The sequence below is a fragment of the Bacillus sp. LBA3-1-1.1 genome (assembly GCF_040676495.1).
GTDB classification, from domain to species: Bacteria; Bacillota; Bacilli; order Bacillales; family Bacillaceae_G; genus Bacillus_A; species Bacillus_A nitratireducens.
The window spans coordinates 1-16,325 of record NZ_JBEGIB010000012.1 but is presented as its reverse complement, the minus strand read 5'-3'; the positions used below and the strand labels follow the sequence as shown (position 1 = coordinate 16,325).

Below are 16,325 nucleotides of genomic sequence, written 5' to 3'. Positions count from 1 at the left end.
AATTTTAACTCTATAACTTATCTTGGCTTTGTAGAAGCAAGTGCGCGTAATTGTTTCACCTCATGAGGTGTCAATTCTCTCGCATCACCAGGTCGCAGACTTCCTACTTCTAAGAAAGCATAACGTTCACGCTTTAATTTTACTACTTTACAGTCTAACGCTTCAAACATACGACGTACTTGACGGTTACGTCCTTCATGAATCGTTAATTGTACAATTGCCGTCTCTTTACGCTTGTCCCAAGAAGTAATTTTCACATTTGCTGGTGCTGTTTTCCCGTCTTCTAACATAACACCTCGTTCTAACATGCGAATTTTCTCACCTGTTAATGGCCCTTTAATTTTTGCAACATATGTTTTTTCAACTTTATATCTCGGGTGCATTAATACATTGGCGAAATCTCCATCGTTTGTCATCAATAATACGCCAGACGTATCATAATCTAAACGCCCGATTGGGAATAAACGTTGTCTGATTTCAGGGAAAAAGTCTGTTACAACACTTCTTCCTTTATCATCTGATACACTCGAAATTACACCAGTTGGTTTATATAGTAAAAAATAAATAGGTTCTTCTTTCTCAAGAGGGATGTTATTTACTTCTACTTTATCTTGAGGAGTTACTTTTGTTCCTAACTCCTTCACTATTTTCCCATTAACTTTCACTTTCCCTTGCTGAATTAATTCCTCAGCCTTTCTTCTCGATGCAATACCTGCTTGCGCAATCACTTTTTGTAATCGTTCCATTTCTTTTTTTCACCTCGAATTTATCTTACCTTACATTAGAAAGACTTGGCAACCGCATACGCTTTACGGCTATTCGCTCCTTCTCACTTAAACAACATAGCGATGATAATAAACATATAAAGGGCAAATCATGTTTTTACCCTTTATTATTGTCCATATTTTTCATATTTCTCACAATAAAAGTTCATCATTTTGTCAAAAATACCGCATAAAAAAACCACTATTAAACTACACGTTAATAGTGGTCGTATACGTATTATAAGCGAAATAGCGCAAAAAATGAATAGCATTACTGAAACAATAGAGAAACAAACACAATCGAGCAAATAATTCCGATTAAATCTGCAAAAAGTCCTACCTTTAATGCATCTCCCATTTTTCTAATACCAACAGCCCCAAAGTATACTGTTAAAATATAAAAGGTCGTATCTGTGCTACCTTGCATCGTTGAAGCTAATCTTCCAATAAACGAATCTGGCCCATATGTAGCGATTAAATCAGTCGTAATACTTAAACCAGCAGAGCCAGAAATCGGACGAATAAGTGCAAGTGGGACAATTTCGGCTGGTACATGAATTAAATCTAACATCGGCTTCATTACCGATATCATCGCATCTAGAGCACCCGATGCCCGGAAAATAGAAATAGATACAAGCATTCCTACCATAAATGGCAAAATGGAAACTGCAATTTGAATTCCTTCTTTTCCGCCCTCTACGAACGATTCATACGTCGGAACTTTCTTTATCGTGCCATATAAAAGGATAAAACCAATTACACAAGGAATTACCCATAATGAAATTGTATTTACAATACTCATTTTTTCCGCCCCTTTCTACTCCTTCTTCGGTAAAAATAGCGGTCAATCCAAATTGCTCCGATCATCGATAACACTTGTGCTATAAATGTTACGCCAACAATTTCAGTAGGATTTGCTGATTCATAAGTCATTCGAATCGAAATGACGGTAGTAGGAATTAAAGTAATAGCTGATGTATTTAATGCTAGAAACGTCACCATAGAGCGACTGGCCGAATCCTTCCCTCCATTTAACTCTTTCAATTGTTCCATCGCTTTAATACCAAGAGGGGTTGCTGCATTACCTAGTCCAAAAAAGTTCGCCATCATATTTGATAGAATAAATCCCATTGACGGATGATCCTTCGGTATTTCTGGAAACAATCTTTTTACTATCGGCATAAAAAGTGTAACTAACTTTTTTAACAACCCTGCTTCCTCTGCAATTTTCATTAAGCCAAGCCAAAATACTAAAACGCTAATAAGTCCAATACAAATCGTTACCGCATCTTTTGACCCTTCAAATACAGCTTTAGTTACTTCTTCCATCGTTCCGTTTATCATGGCATACACAATCCCTATGACCGCCATCGCTGCCCAGACGAGATTAACCATCTATCCCAACACCTATCATATAAGAAAAGATTTCTTTTACGTTATTCCAATACATTCCCGTTGTAGCTACTAACTTTCGTTTACTGTAAAACAAATTACGTTCTCCAACTTTTTCATTTCCTACATAAATTTCGGTCTTTCCAATCTTTACCCCATCCGTAAGTTTTGCACTTTTATCGAGCTCAACTTTTAATAACACGCTTTTTCTTTCCTCTTCAGTTAAAGGAACAGAAAAACTATTTTTCGTATAAACATGATTGGCGTATTTCTTTTCATTTATTTCAGCTAACGCTCCTTGTCCTAAAACTGTAGTTTGCTTGAAATGTTCAAAACCTTTGTCAAACAAATTCATATGATCATCCCAATCACTAGAAGCACTCAAAGTTACGACAATTAAATCTAGTCCATCTTTTGAAGCTGTTGTAACAAGTGTCCGTCCTGCTTTCTTCGTAAAACCTGTCTTTCCTCCTGTTGCAAATTCATAATAAGATGTCACAAGCTTATGTTTATTTTTCCATGGATAATCCCAAGAATCTGATTTATACGTTTTTGTTCCAAAAATTTTCTTAAAGGTCTCGTTCCCCATTGCATATTTCGTTAATAATGCCATATCATAAGCCGACGAATAATGCGATCCATCCCCATCCAAGCCATGCGGGTTTGAGAAGTGCGTATCTTTCATTCCGATTTCTTTCGCTTTTTCATTCATTAAATATACGAAGCCTTCTATACTCCCTCCCACATTTTCAGCAATTACTTGTGCTGCATCATTACCTGATCTAAGCATTAACCCGTAGACTAAATCTTCTAACTTCACTTTTTGTCCAGGTTTTAAATAAATTGCTGATCCTTCTACTCGTACCGCTTCATTACTAACCGATACTAGTTCTTTCATTTTTCCTGATTCAGCAGCTAACAATGCTGTCATAATTTTTGTTATACTAGCAATTTTTTGTGGCTCATGTTCTAATTTCCCATAAAGTACACGACCAGATTGCTGTTCCATTAAAACTGCGTTACGAGCACTGACACCACCGTTCAATTTTGCATATGTAGGAATCGGCATAACACTTGCGTACATTATAATTAGCGTAATTATTATACAAATTCGTCTCATATTTCCCCCCCACGTCCTTTTGGCACTTTTTGTACAAGTGTATGCTTGGCCTTTTAAAATATGAACGAAATCTTCCTTCCACCTCCAATAAAAAAGACGCATGGGATATGCGTCTAATACGGCGTCCATTCAATTTGCTTTGCACTTTCAAATCTCTTTTCTACATCAGGCCAATTTACAACATTCCACCAATTTTTAATATATTCATCTTTTCGATTTTGATATTGTAAATAATACGCATGTTCCCATACATCAAGTACAAGGAGTGGTATCGTATCCCACTGTGTAAACAATTGATGAAGCGTGCTTTGCAAAATTTCTAACCTTCCTGAACGGGGTACCCATACAAGAATCGCCCATCCTGAACCTTCCACTTTAGAAGCGGCTTCCGTGAAATGCTTTTGAAAACGTAAAAAACTTCCGAAATCTTGCTCAATTTGTTGTGAAAAAGCCCCTCTCGGACTTCCACCACCATCTTTTTTCATGTTATTCCAAAATATCGTGTGTAAGTAATGACCTGATCCATGAAAAGCGGCTTCCCTTTCCCAATGCTTAATTAAATCAAATTGATTTGTTTTTCTCGCTTCTTCCATCATCTTCTCTGCTTTATTTAATCCTTCCACGTAACTACGATGATGTTTATCATGGTGTAACATCATAATTTCTCGTGAAATGTACGGTTCTAACGCATTATATGGATAAGGTAATGGCGGGAGTGTATGCCCCCCAATCGGAACAGCTCGTTCGCTATCCCCTCTTTCACATAGTTCATATTCCTCTCCTTCTTGCACAAATACTTCCTGTAAATGGTGTTGAATATGTTCTACATCATCACTTATTTCATACATAAACTCGGCATCTGTGTCGTATTCATGCTCTTTCATACGCTCTAATAACGTTTGAATTTTATAAGCAAGCATATGGACATCATACACTTCCATTGCACGGCTATCTAATACTTGAAGAACACTTTCACACCAGCTTTCTACTTCATGAAAGTAATCTGTAAATACACCTTGCTGACTCATGTCACACCTCCTTGTTGCTATCCACTTTAACTATATTCAATTAAAATCCCTTATATAACTGGACAAAAGGAAAAGAAGCTAAGTATCCTTAGCTTCTTTTCCTTAATTAATATTTGTGCAGCATTTTTGTTTGATAATCTGTCTCATAATATTCTAGTTCTTCACGCATCAATTGAAATTTCCCTTCTAAATCCTTCATCATTCGTTCTATAGATCCAGGTGGTGTTTGCTGAAAAACAATAGAATTTTTCCCTGTATAAGCGGAACGACTATTTTCATACCAATGATCATTCTTTGGCGAAAAAAACTCTGCAATTACTTGATGATAAATCTTATATAAAACTTTTTCAGCTGCTGTCTTTCGAAATGGCTGGCTATTCAGCAAAACAAAACACGCATCAAGTCCTTCTTCACAAAAAACAAGAAGTCTTCTTATTGACCCTAATATCCCTTTATAATATTGCTCGTTTCCTGTTGGTGTTTCCTCCAATAAAGAAGGTAACGTATGATAATTTACATAATTAGTTATTAAGGAAATAACATCTTCTAAAAATATAGAAACTTGTTCTGTTTGATTTTCAACCATCAAATTAGACATGGCTTCTCTCTCCTTTGCCGTTTTACGCTATTTCTACTCTTTTATTTTTATGTAATTCAGCTAATATTTCTTGTACTTTCACCACTGTTCCTTCGTCAAAGTATCGTTGAAAGTCTGTTACTTCATTGAGATACAAGCGCTTCTGCGCGCGTAGCTCTTTATTGTTCACTAAACAAGCGATTGCTACAATATCTCGTAAATATACGTCTTGTTCTTCTACTTTATAAACTGGATTTCCTTCAAAAGGGGTAATTTCTTGTAATATTTCTTCAAAATATCTAACATATAAGACAGAAAAGGTTTTCTCTTGATTATTTAATACATATGTCACTTCAGATCTATTAAAAAAATCTTCTGATGTATTCGGTTTTGCTTTTTCTAACTCATATCCTGCATAACCTATTATAATCATCAACTTCCCCTCTCTTCCTTCTTCCACCTTATTTTAACCTAATTTTCTGATAAACGAAATATTCTTTTAAGTATAACCTATATAAAAAATAGCTTCCCTATACAGGAATTTACCTTTTTATTTTTCTTGAAGTTTGTCATAATAATATTATTGTCTCAGTTTTCTTACACAAGGAGAGTTGTATTTATGTCGTTTTCATGGAAACGTTTCTTACAAATCGGGAAAATACTCTTCCCATTTGTTGTCTTAACAATTGTTTTCTTTCAGGCCAAAAAAGAATTAGCAGGCATTTCTTTTTTAGAAGCGATTGAAACAATTAAAAACATTCCAACTGGTGGAGTATTTTTAGCGATTACACTCGGTGCATTTGCCGTTTCAACAATGTTCTTTTATGACTTTGTTATGCTTCGTTACTTAAAAGCCGATATACCTGTACAAAAGATTTTCCGCATCTCATGGATTGCAAACACTTTAAATGGATTTATCGGTTTTGGTGGTCTTGTTGGTGCTGGTGTACGTACAATGTTATATCGTCCGCATATAAAAGATAATGGAAAACTTATTAAAAGCATCGCTTGGATGACAACCGCTTTTATTAACGGATTAGCCATTCTTTCATTCCTCGGCCTTATTGGAATATTAGACACTAGTTTTATTCTGCATGAAAAACCGTGGTTATGGCCTGTTCTTATCTTCTTTGCTCTTTTCGTTCCTATATATATTGGATTTTCTAAAATTAAAAATAGAAAAACAAAACAGCTAGACGGACAAGAGGATGAAGAAGAAGAGAAAAATCCAACTGTATTATATTCATTAGTTTCATTAGTTGAGTGGGTATCTGCTGGTATCGTTATGTACGTCATTTTAATATTGTTTGGAATTGATATTGAATTTCAAAAGTTTTTAGGTGTTTATGTAATTGCAGCTTTAGCCGGTGTCGTAAGTCTTGTTCCTGGTGGCCTTGGTTCATTTGATCTTGTTTTCTTAACTGGACTCGGACAATACGGCATTGATACAGGTGTATTACTACCTGCTATGTTATTATATCGCCTTGTCTATTACATCTTACCATTCTGCCTTGGTCTCATTTTTGCAGCCTTTGAAATGACAGGAGCAGCCATTAAAAAAATTGAAGATAAACCATTTATTGCACCTGCATTAGAAACAACTGGTGTAATTTGGACTTTACAGCGTGATTTTCTAGGAAAATTAGGTTCATGGGCATCCGCCGCTTTGACAGTCTTCGCTGGCTTGATGGTTATTCTATCAACAATATTACCAACTAGTATTAACCGAGCTCACGCCTTACATATTTTAGCTCCCAAGCACCTTATTCAATTTTCTTTTAGCTTATCATTAACATTCGGTATTCTCCTCCTGATTCTTTCGCGAGGAATATATTACGGAACAAAGCGTTCTTACTATATGACGATTGTTTCTTTAATTGGAGCAGCAATCTTTAATACCCTAAAAGGAATTGATATTGAAGAAACCTTTATTTTATTAATCGTACTTGCTGTGTTGTATATGCTTCGTAAAAGATTTGTACGCGAGAAAATGGAAGTCTCTCTTTCTGATATCGTAAAAGTATTTATCTTCTTATTGCTTACGTTATATTTATATAAAAACTTAGGCATTTTATTTGCAGGCGCAAAAGAAGCATTCCAACCCGATTTTGTCGTTCGAAATATTACACAGGTTAAACGAAGTGCATTAGCAGCCGCCTTTTTCGTTCCCACTTTTTTACTTATCGGTTCACTAATTGCCAATCGTTATCGTAGTGAATTTCCCGGGCAACCAGCTAATGATAAAAGGTTAGAAAACTTCTTAGAGGGACATGGCGGGAATGTACTTAGTCATTTAGGTTTTTTAGGAGATAAACAGTTCTTCTTTAGTAGTGATGGAAAAGCACTTCTTCTCTTTTCAATTACTGGGAAACGTCTTGTTGTACTTGGTGATCCAATTGGTGATCCATCCTCCTACCGTACTGTGTTACAAGAATTTTTAGCTGAAGCTGATCGATTTGGGTATATTTGCGTATTTTATCAAATTGAAAGTAAATGGATGAGCTTATACCACGATTTCGGCTATAACTTCTTTAAACTTGGCGAAGAGGCTGTCGTTGATTTAAATACGTTTACAATAACAGGGAAAAAACGTGCTGGTATGCGAGCTACTTTCAACCGTTTTGAACGAGAAGGTTATACATTCTCTATTCATGAGCCACCATTCTCAGACGAATTATACGAGGAATTAAAGAAAGTGTCTGATGCTTGGCTTGGCGGAAAAAAAGAAAAAGGATTTTCACTTGGGTACTTCGATCGTGAGTATATTAGCCGTGCCCCTATCGCTACTTTATCTGATGCAGAAGGTAAAATAATTGCCTTTACAACCTTTATGCCAGTATATCAAAATGGCATATTATCTGTTGATTTAATGCGTTATTATCCAGACGCTCCTAGCGGCATCATGGATGCAATTTTTATCCACTTGTTCCACTGGGCAAAAGAAAATGAATACCATTCCTTTAATATTGGTATGGCACCACTCTCAAATGTCGGTTTATCAACGCAATCGTTCTGGTCTGAACGAGTTGCCGCTGCAATATTTAATAACGTTCGTTACACATATAGCTTCAGCGGTTTACGACATTTCAAAGAAAAATACAAACCTGCATGGAGTGGAAAATATTTAGCATTTCGAAAGAATCATTCTTTACCAATTACAATGCTCTCTGTAACAAAATTAATAGGAAAAAGAAAAAACAGCTAAGTACTTAGCTGTTTTTTCTTTTTTGCACTTGTATACTAAACTCTTTTGTATACTTCTTACCATTTATATAGAAATCTCCCCATATTTTATATGTTCCTTCTTCAGGAAATGTAATTCTATATTGTAATTGTTCATCCGTATCAACAGGAATGGCGTATAAAAAATGCTCCCTCGTCTCCTCAACGATATAAAGAGCGTTGACTTCACCTCTCCCTGAATTTAATTTCAGCTTTTCTCCCTTTTTCGCTTGAAACTGAAATGTTAATGTTGTTGCCTCATTCGGGTGTAATGCACCAAATAAAAGAGACACTTGATGCTCGCCTATATTTTTTGTAAGCACAGTATCAACAGGTAGTTTCTTTTTATTCTTGTCCTTGTTTTTCTCCTTTTTTTCTTCACCAAAATCTTTCTTAGAAAATGATTCTACGGACTTGTTTTCATCTTCATACAAAAATATCGTGTACTCTTCACCTTTCGCTACATCTGAAGAAAGCTTATACGATCCATTTCCAGCAAATATAGGCTTCGTTTGTTGTATGTTTTTCAAATTCCCATCTACTATCACTGCTCGAATTTGATCGTTCACACCACGAACTTCATTATTCATTTTATTTAGCAATTGAAACGAAATATCGGCTTTTTCATTTCCCTTTTTATTTTTCACATCCCATTTCACTTCTTGAACATCTCCGGTCGTTTCTACAGTTTCTTGATATTTTTTTATGTAAAATCCTCCTGCCACAATAAGTACTAGTGCAATAAGCCCAATGACAAGATTTTTCAAAATATCACCTACCATTTTTATTGTCTCTATCCATGCAAAACCTCTTAAGTATATATTCTAGGTGATGATTCATGAAATCCTCCTATTTTGTACACATTACAAATATTAAAAAGGTTTTGATTGACAGGATTCGTAGTGTATAATGCAAATGATATTGATTTCTATCAATACATAATAAGGAGGACTTTTCATGAGTGTACATATTGAAGCAAAACAAGGCGAAATCGCTGAATCTATTCTATTACCTGGTGATCCATTACGTGCAAAATACATTGCTGAAACATTTTTAGAGGACGTTACTTGCTATAATAACGTGCGTGGTATGTTAGGTTTCACTGGAACTTATAAAGGAAAACGTGTATCTGTTCAAGGTACAGGTATGGGTGTTCCTTCTATTTCTATTTATGTAAACGAATTAATCCAAAGCTACGGAGTTAAAAATTTAATTCGCGTTGGAACTTGCGGTGCCATTCAAAAAGACGTAAAAGTACGTGACGTTATTATTGCGATGACGGCTTGTACGGATTCTAATATGAACCGTTTAACATTCCCTGGTTTTGATTTTGCACCAGCTGCAAACTTTGACCTTTTAAAGAAAGCTTACGATGCTGGAACTGAAAAAGGCTTACACGTTCGTGTTGGTAACGTTTTAACAGCAGATGTATTTTACCGTGAAAGCATGGACATGGTTAAAAAACTTGGAGATTACGGTGTACTAGCAGTAGAAATGGAAACAACTGCTCTTTACACATTAGCAGCTAAATACGGTGTAAATGCATTATCTGTATTAACGGTAAGCGACCATATCTTCACTGGTGAAGAAACAACATCTGAAGAGCGTCAAACTACATTTAACGAAATGATTGAAATCGCTTTAGATGCAGCAATTCAGCAATAGTACACTAAAGAACTCGTCATACGTCTGGCGAGTTCTTTTTATGCTACAATACTTCGACAGTCACCGCACCTTCTCTTTATGTGACTTTCTATAAAAAACTACTTTAGAGAGAGACAGATTTCTCCCCTCTACTTTTTTGTAACCTTTGTTATAATTAAGAAATCATTTAAATTACAGTATTTTTCATACGAGGTGAAACAGTGAAGAACAGAAGCATCGTCTTTAAACTATTTTTATTAACGTCAACTTTATTTACAATTATATTTCTCCTTTTTTTCCTTGGACAATCTCTATTTTTAGAGAAATTTTATATTAATAAGAAAGTAAAAACCGTTCAAACGGCTTTTGAAAAATTCGTAGATAATTACGAAAAAAGCGCCCAAGACTTTGAGGACACTAGAAAATTAAAACAAGAATTTCATGATAAAACAAATGCTGAAATCCAATTTTTAGATTCTAACGGGATTATTAAAAGTGATTACAGTTTTTCCATTGATGTGATTAACCCTAAAAATAATAAAACCTATTCCATCCCCCTTAACAACCTTTTAACACCTGAAGAATATAATAAATTCGTAAACTTAGGATTAAAAAAAGATGGAATAATTTATGTAAACGGACTACTCCGACCGAATGATATAATAACACCTCAAGAATTAATAACTAATAATACTAGATGGGTAAATGAACAATTCAATTCAGATTTTCAATCCATTAGTGGTAATCCATCTAAAAATAAACTTAAAAATCGATATGATAATACGGGTTCTCCAATCGAGTTCACTGGGATAATATCTAAATTACAGCTACCTTCCAAGACTGAGATTCGTCTTGCAAAGGATTTTGAAACATTACAAGCTGTTCAATATTTTGCAAGAACTATTAGGCAAGGTACTTCTAATTCAAATCAATTAAACACGTATATTTTAGATAGTGGGGAAAATATAAAAAACAGTGTCTTTGTAAAGCCTATTATGAAAAACGGAGAAATTAAGGAATACGCTTTTGCGATAGCATCTTTACAACCTGTTAATGAAGCGATGCTCGTTTTAAAAGATTATTATGTCTATGCCTTAATTATCGTGTTTCTCGTTATTATTTTGTTATCCTTCTACTACTCAAAAATCATCGTTAAACCATTAATTAAGATAAATCGAGTTACAAAAAAAATGGCCAACTTTGATTTTAGCGAGAAGTTACCTGTTGCAGCAGATGATGAAATTGGTGGATTATCAAGTAGTATTAATACACTCTCTGTAAATTTAAAAGATCGAATCGACCGATTAAATGTTGCCAATACAAAATTACAACAAGATATTGAACGTGAACGTCAATTGGAAAAAACGAGAAAAGAATTCATTTCTGGTGTATCTCATGAATTAAAAACACCGCTTAGTGTTATTCGTAGCTTCGCTGAAGGTATACAAGATGGCGTAAGTAAAGATACGACATATTATACAAATGTTATTTTAGAAGAAACAGAAAATATGAACAGGCTTATTGTTGAAATGTTAGAATTAGCAAAACTTGAATCTGGTACGTACAAACTAGAAATGTCGACATTCTCAATCGGTGAATTAATTCAACAAGTCTATACAAAATTATTATTTAGCATGGAGGAAAAACATTTACAAGTGGACATCCACGCTGACTCTTCTCTATTTGTTAAAGCAAATCGTAGCCGTATTGAGCAAGTAGTTGTGAACTTGCTTAGCAATGCAATTCGATATACTCCAGATGGTGAAAGAATACACGTCTCTGTTGTAGAAACGGAAGATACAGTGAAAATCGAAATTGAAAACACAGGCAATCCTATTCCAGAAGAAAGTCTTGAAAAAATTTGGGATCGCTTCTACCGTTTAGATGCTTCTCGTAGCCGTCATACTGGAGGTACCGGCCTTGGGTTATCTATTGTAAAAAACATTTTAGACTTACACCGCGCTGAATACGGTGTGTATAATACAACTAATAGTGTTGTATTTTATTTTAATTTACAAAAAGTAAAAGAAGTCAAATAATTTGTCTTAATTTCACTAGGAGTTCACATGAAATTCACACTCTCCCTTTATAGTTAGAAACAAGTTAATCCTTTCCTTTACACATACAAAAGAGGAGAGTGCGTGAAATGAAACAAGCAGGACAACCAATTCAAAACGAAAAACAATTAGAAACTATCAAAAATATACTTTTACAATCTTCGAAACGTGATGGCTTATTATTCGTATTAGCTGTAAATTCTGGCTTGAAAGTAAGTGAAATCTTACAATTAAAAGTTAGTGATGTAATTGATGAAGACGAAAATGTTCGCCATTCCATTTTATTTTACAATGAAAAAGTAAAGAAACATAAATGGTTTGCTGTAAATGAAGACTTACAGCACGCAATCGAAGACTACATGAAAGAACGTAAAACTTGGAAACGTAATGAGCCATTATTAAAGTCTCAAAAAGGGACAAAGTCTATTACGAGACAGCATGCATGGTACATTTTAAACAAAGCTGCAAAAGAAGTTGGATTAGAAGGGATTAGCTCACATACACTTCGAAAAACTTGGGGCTATTGTGCATACAAATCAGGTGTTGATATCGCATTTTTACAACACTTCTTTGACCACAGTACTCCATCAAAAACTTTAAAGTATATCGGTATTGCTTAATAACTCTTATACATAAAAAAGGTTACCATTTATAAATCTGGTAACCTTTTTTATGTTTCATATTCTCTTTTCTTGTCTCTCCTATACTGTAGTGGTACTCTAATAGTAAGGGGGAGAAATTATGAACACATTAACAATTGAATTACCGAAAGAAACGGCTGAAAAACTTGATTTATTAAAGAAAGCTTATCAAAAGAAAACGGGTGCTACTATTTCTGAAAGCACTCTCGTTCAAACACTTATCTCAAAGGAATTTATCCAAGCGATAACTCCTTTTGATTTACAACAAATCATCAATGGAAAAGAACAGCAGTAATTGCTGTTCTTTTTTTATTACTATTTAAAATATAAAGTGAAGGCGTTTACGGGCAGCAGGGCTCCCACCTAACTTCTTTGCTCCAGCCGAATTTTGAGGTAGGAGTTTTACTGCCCACAAATAGCAGGATAAAAAGTTTTTTACTTATTTTCCGAAAAACCATTGACAATGATAATGATAACCATTATCATTTATTACGAAGCCAACAATTGATGAATCAACCAAACGCTCAGTAACATTGTTACCCCTCTTTTTCATATAGAAAGGCACTGTACATTCCCCCTGTTTGTACAGTGCCTTTCTTGTTTATCATCATTCAAACAAATTTAATTGCTCAGGCTTCGGCTCACCATATGTAATGTTCATCATTTTCATAAGCTGTTTCGCATTATCCGCTGCATCTCCGCCCGAATTATTGTTAAATAGTACATATATGCCCTTTGTCTTCTTTTTTAATTGCTCTAGTCTCTCTACCCATTCTTCTAGTTCTTTATTGTTGTAGCGATATAAACAGCGAACCGCTCTCCAATTTTCCCCTTTATCCAGCCAACCATGAACATTTCGGCCATGAAAACGTAATAACGCCATGTCCGAGTTTGTTGCCTCTAATACAAGTGGTACTGATCCTATTCCTGCCTGAGGCTCATCGCAAATTGTATGAATCCATTTTTCTTTTTCTAAAAACTGTAACGTCTTATCTCTCATTTCTGGATAAAACCATGTTTGATTTCGAAATTCTATTGCACACGGTAAATCTTCCATTTTTTCTTTCGTGTATCGAAGTAAATCTACATTCTTCACTTTACAATCAAACCATGGTGGATATTGAAATAAAATCATTTTTAATTTATTCGCTTCTATTAAAGGAAGAATGGATTGTTTATACACATCAAACATCTCATCGAACGTAGAAAAAGGGATTTCCCCTTTCATATGTCCTGTCATTCCTTGATAGGCTTTTACTATAAAAGAAAAATCTTTCGGCGTTTCCATCGCCCATTTTGTATAATTCCGCGCAGGTTGCATCGCATAAAATGAACTATCTACTTCCACAATGGGAAAATGTTCACTATAAGTTCGCAATTTATTTCTATTTTCATAGGGATTTATATATAAAGAATCATGATCTCCCCATCCCGTTACTCCAATAAAAAGCAAACGAATTCCTCCCTTCTCAACTTCAGCCTACACTCATTCTATATTACTTCACAAAAATACCATCCGACCAATTTCACAAAGTAGCTCTTTCTTTAAGAGTATCCGTATAAAAATATGATATACTAAATGGAAGAATTTTTAAATTGAGGGGTTATTTATTTATGCTTCCAAACGATGGTATTGTATCTTATGAAAAACGAATAGAAGAACTAGAAAATAAAGTGCGGTTATATGAAGAGCTTGTGAATCAATTACCACATCATTTCACATACAAAAATCCACATATTGGTTTACAAATAAAGAAAACGAGAACGACTCATTCTATTCAAAACATACAAAAAGAGAATAAAAAGGCTGATTTCCAACTTACTTGCGATTCATTATTTTTATTTGAACAACTTGAAACATACTTTGTTCATATTTTTGATGCTTTTTCACATCACGTCACCTTTGTTGATAGTAAAGGAAATATAACTTTATGTAATCAAGCTGCAGCAGATGATTTTGGTGTAGTACGAAATGATATAATTGGAAAGCCAATTCAACAATTACTAAACTTGCCAGAAGAACAAATTAAAGCGATTGAAACATTAAGAACAGGAACAGAAATATATAATGAAGAAGTGTTAGACAAAAACTATGGTATTTTAAACAATCGAATTATTCGGGATTATAACGGAGAGATTTTTAGAGTTATTAGTGTCTTCCATTATTTAAACACAGAACGTGATGCAGAAAAATTTTCATTAGCAGGACGAATCGCAGCTGGGATTGCTCATGAAGTACGAAATCCCCTTACAACGGTACGTGGGTACTTGCAATTTCTACAAGATAGCGTTTCTCCATCCAATAAAGAATTGTTTAAAAGTCTACTCATTCCTGAACTAGATCGTGCAAATAGTATTATCACAAAATTTTTAGCCATTTCAAAAACGCGTGAATTTACTAGAGAACCTTTTCGGATCAATACGTTTTTACGCGAATATATTCAACAACTACTTGCTAGTGAAGTTTTTTTGCACAACATTTCTATTGACTATGATTTTTCTACGGAATTAGATGGCGTACTCGTCAATATTGATCGCCATGAACTCGTGCAAGTTTTTTTAAATTTATTTCAAAATGCTGTCGATGCTCAAGGTGAAGAACCTCTTTCTATTCAAATTACTAGTTATCGCTTAGATAATTTTGTTCGTATTACTTTCAAAGATAATGGAACCGGCATTCCTCCAGCTATTCAAGAATATATATTTGATCCGTTTTTCTCTACAAAAGACTCAGGAACGGGACTGGGATTATCAGTAACGAAGAAAATTATTCAAAATCATAACGGCACATTAAAAGTTTCTAGTGATCTCAGTGGGACAACTTTTACAATATCTATCCCCTCGTTGCCCAAAAGAGATAATTAAAGTGTCGATAAACAAAAACAGTGGGGGCAGTTAAAAACTGCCCCCACTGTTTTTGTTTAACTCATCATTTTCCTAAAAAACTATACAAAATGAAACTTTAATCAGCGTTTTTTGCATCTCCTACTGCTTATTAACCCTAACTAATCAGCCTTTTGCTAGATAGAAATCCTTCAATCTCTTTAATTCCCCTTACTAAGTAGGTAAAACCCTTATTTTTTTGAAATAGTAGTTTGTCCATCACGAATTTAGTTTTATTTTCATTTTATTATATTGAGACTATTTATTCTATAAAAGAAAGGAATGAAAAGATGAACAATAAAAATAGAGGGAAAGTATTCTTCGGTAACGATTGTTGCGAAGTCCGTGCTTGTAGTTTTATTAACATCTCTAAATCTGAACTTAAAGAATTTATTAAAATCCTTCAAGCTCTTGGACAAAATATTAAAGATATATTCCAAAATCCTTCCCAAAGTAATATTGATAAACTTATAGCTACCCTAGATAATCTACAAAAATTCCTCAAATGTTTAGACTTATCACCTGCACAAGAAAAAATCGGAACTTCTATTATTACTCACCTATTAACTATTCTAAAAACAAAACCTTTCTCGTGCGGAGCATTATACGTTGAACTACAAAGCCTGCTTAATTTTTTACTGTATATCGCTAAGTTATTTAAAGTTAATTGCTGTACTATAGACAAACTTATTAAGCTGATTATAGAAATCCAAACCATTTTAGTTAAATATGGCTCTGGTTGCCTTGGTGGAGGCGCTACTGGTGCTACTGGTGCTACCGGCGCTACTGGACCTCAAGGACCTCGTGGTGCTACTGGTGCTACCGGCGCTACTGGACCTCAAGGACCTCGTGGCGTTACTGGCGCTACTGGACCTCAAGGACTTCGTGGCGTTACTGGCGCTACCGGTGCTACTGGACCTCAAGGACTTCGTGGTGCTACTGGCGCTACCGGTGCTACTGGACCTCAAGGACTTCGTGGTGCTACTGGCGCTACCGG

General features: G+C 34.8%; 17 protein-coding genes. 7 read left to right on the top strand and 10 right to left on the bottom strand.

Annotation, left to right across the window (positions count from 1 at the left end):
- Nucleotides 1-17 precede the first annotated feature (17 nt).
- From rluB to MRBLBA3_RS11005, 7 genes are all read right to left on the bottom strand, one after another.
- Nucleotides 18-746, bottom strand: a complete 729-nt coding sequence (rluB, locus tag MRBLBA3_RS11035; protein WP_000440549.1) for a 23S rRNA pseudouridine(2605) synthase RluB — start codon at nt 744-746, stop codon at nt 18-20.
- Nucleotides 747-1,035: 289 nt separating this feature from the next.
- A complete protein-coding gene (gene spmB / locus MRBLBA3_RS11030) occupies nt 1,036-1,566 on the bottom strand; it encodes a spore maturation protein SpmB (protein WP_000029515.1) in 531 nt (176 codons plus the stop codon).
- Nucleotides 1,563-2,159, bottom strand: coding sequence for a spore maturation protein SpmA (gene spmA, locus MRBLBA3_RS11025; protein WP_000247803.1), 597 nt, complete (start codon nt 2,157-2,159; stop codon nt 1,563-1,565). Before spmA ends, spmB begins: the two co-directional genes overlap by 4 nt.
- Entirely contained in the window at nt 2,152-3,276 is a 1,125-nt protein-coding gene (locus MRBLBA3_RS11020) for a D-alanyl-D-alanine carboxypeptidase family protein (RefSeq protein WP_001252604.1), read from the bottom strand. The genes spmA and MRBLBA3_RS11020 overlap by 8 nt, the downstream gene beginning before the upstream one ends.
- 113 nt (nt 3,277-3,389) lie before the next feature.
- Nucleotides 3,390-4,304: a superoxide dismutase gene (locus MRBLBA3_RS11015; RefSeq protein WP_000082677.1), complete on the bottom strand. Its 915-nt coding sequence runs from the start codon at nt 4,302-4,304 to the stop codon at nt 3,390-3,392.
- A gap of 106 nt (nt 4,305-4,410) precedes the next feature.
- Nucleotides 4,411-4,902: a YpuI family protein gene (locus MRBLBA3_RS11010; protein ID WP_000067564.1), complete on the bottom strand. Its 492-nt coding sequence runs from the start codon at nt 4,900-4,902 to the stop codon at nt 4,411-4,413.
- Nucleotides 4,903-4,924: 22 nt separating this feature from the next.
- A complete protein-coding gene (locus MRBLBA3_RS11005; protein ID WP_016129016.1) occupies nt 4,925-5,314 on the bottom strand; it encodes a hypothetical protein in 390 nt (129 codons plus the stop codon).
- A 186-nt stretch (nt 5,315-5,500) separates the two neighbouring features.
- On the opposite strand from MRBLBA3_RS11005, the gene mprF reads away from it, so the two are divergent.
- Nucleotides 5,501-8,086 (top strand): bifunctional lysylphosphatidylglycerol flippase/synthetase MprF, encoded by a 2,586-nt coding sequence (gene mprF, locus MRBLBA3_RS11000; protein WP_000010887.1) that lies wholly within the window; start codon nt 5,501-5,503, stop codon nt 8,084-8,086.
- A gap of 4 nt (nt 8,087-8,090) precedes the next feature.
- Here the strand turns inward: mprF and MRBLBA3_RS10995 are convergent, their stop codons facing one another.
- Entirely contained in the window at nt 8,091-8,885 is a 795-nt protein-coding gene (locus MRBLBA3_RS10995) for a hypothetical protein (RefSeq protein WP_000232586.1), read from the bottom strand.
- 175 nt (nt 8,886-9,060) lie between these two features.
- Here MRBLBA3_RS10995 and deoD point away from each other — a divergent pair, with 175 nt between their 5' ends.
- The 4 genes from deoD (at nt 9,061) to MRBLBA3_RS10975 (ending at nt 12,740) form a co-directional block, all read left to right on the top strand.
- Nucleotides 9,061-9,768 (top strand): purine-nucleoside phosphorylase, encoded by a 708-nt coding sequence (gene deoD, locus MRBLBA3_RS10990; RefSeq protein WP_000110707.1) that lies wholly within the window; start codon nt 9,061-9,063, stop codon nt 9,766-9,768.
- Nucleotides 9,769-9,968: 200 nt separating this feature from the next.
- Nucleotides 9,969-11,786, top strand: a complete 1,818-nt coding sequence (locus tag MRBLBA3_RS10985; RefSeq protein ID WP_000797523.1) for a sensor histidine kinase — start codon at nt 9,969-9,971, stop codon at nt 11,784-11,786.
- A gap of 107 nt (nt 11,787-11,893) precedes the next feature.
- Entirely contained in the window at nt 11,894-12,424 is a 531-nt protein-coding gene (locus MRBLBA3_RS10980) for a tyrosine-type recombinase/integrase (RefSeq protein WP_000806230.1), read from the top strand.
- Between the two features lie 121 nt (nt 12,425-12,545).
- A complete protein-coding gene (locus MRBLBA3_RS10975; RefSeq protein WP_001094855.1) occupies nt 12,546-12,740 on the top strand; it encodes a DUF3924 family protein in 195 nt (64 codons plus the stop codon).
- Between the two features lie 144 nt (nt 12,741-12,884).
- Here the strand turns inward: MRBLBA3_RS10975 and MRBLBA3_RS10970 are convergent, their stop codons facing one another.
- Together MRBLBA3_RS10970 and MRBLBA3_RS10965 are read right to left on the bottom strand one after the other, a co-directional pair.
- Nucleotides 12,885-13,010 (bottom strand): hypothetical protein, encoded by a 126-nt coding sequence (locus MRBLBA3_RS10970; protein ID WP_001117482.1) that lies wholly within the window; start codon nt 13,008-13,010, stop codon nt 12,885-12,887.
- 42 nt (nt 13,011-13,052) lie between these two features.
- Entirely contained in the window at nt 13,053-13,898 is an 846-nt protein-coding gene (locus tag MRBLBA3_RS10965; protein ID WP_000897351.1) for a DUF72 domain-containing protein, read from the bottom strand.
- Between the two features lie 161 nt (nt 13,899-14,059).
- Between MRBLBA3_RS10965 and MRBLBA3_RS10960 the strand changes: the two genes are divergently transcribed.
- Both MRBLBA3_RS10960 and MRBLBA3_RS10955 read left to right on the top strand, forming a co-directional pair.
- On the top strand, nt 14,060-15,310 hold the full coding sequence (locus MRBLBA3_RS10960) for an ATP-binding protein (RefSeq protein ID WP_000937267.1): 1,251 nt from the start codon (nt 14,060-14,062) through the stop codon (nt 15,308-15,310).
- Between the two features lie 308 nt (nt 15,311-15,618).
- On the top strand, nt 15,619-16,325 hold a 707-nt coding region (locus tag MRBLBA3_RS10955; protein ID WP_363381657.1), incomplete at its 3' end, for a collagen-like repeat preface domain-containing protein.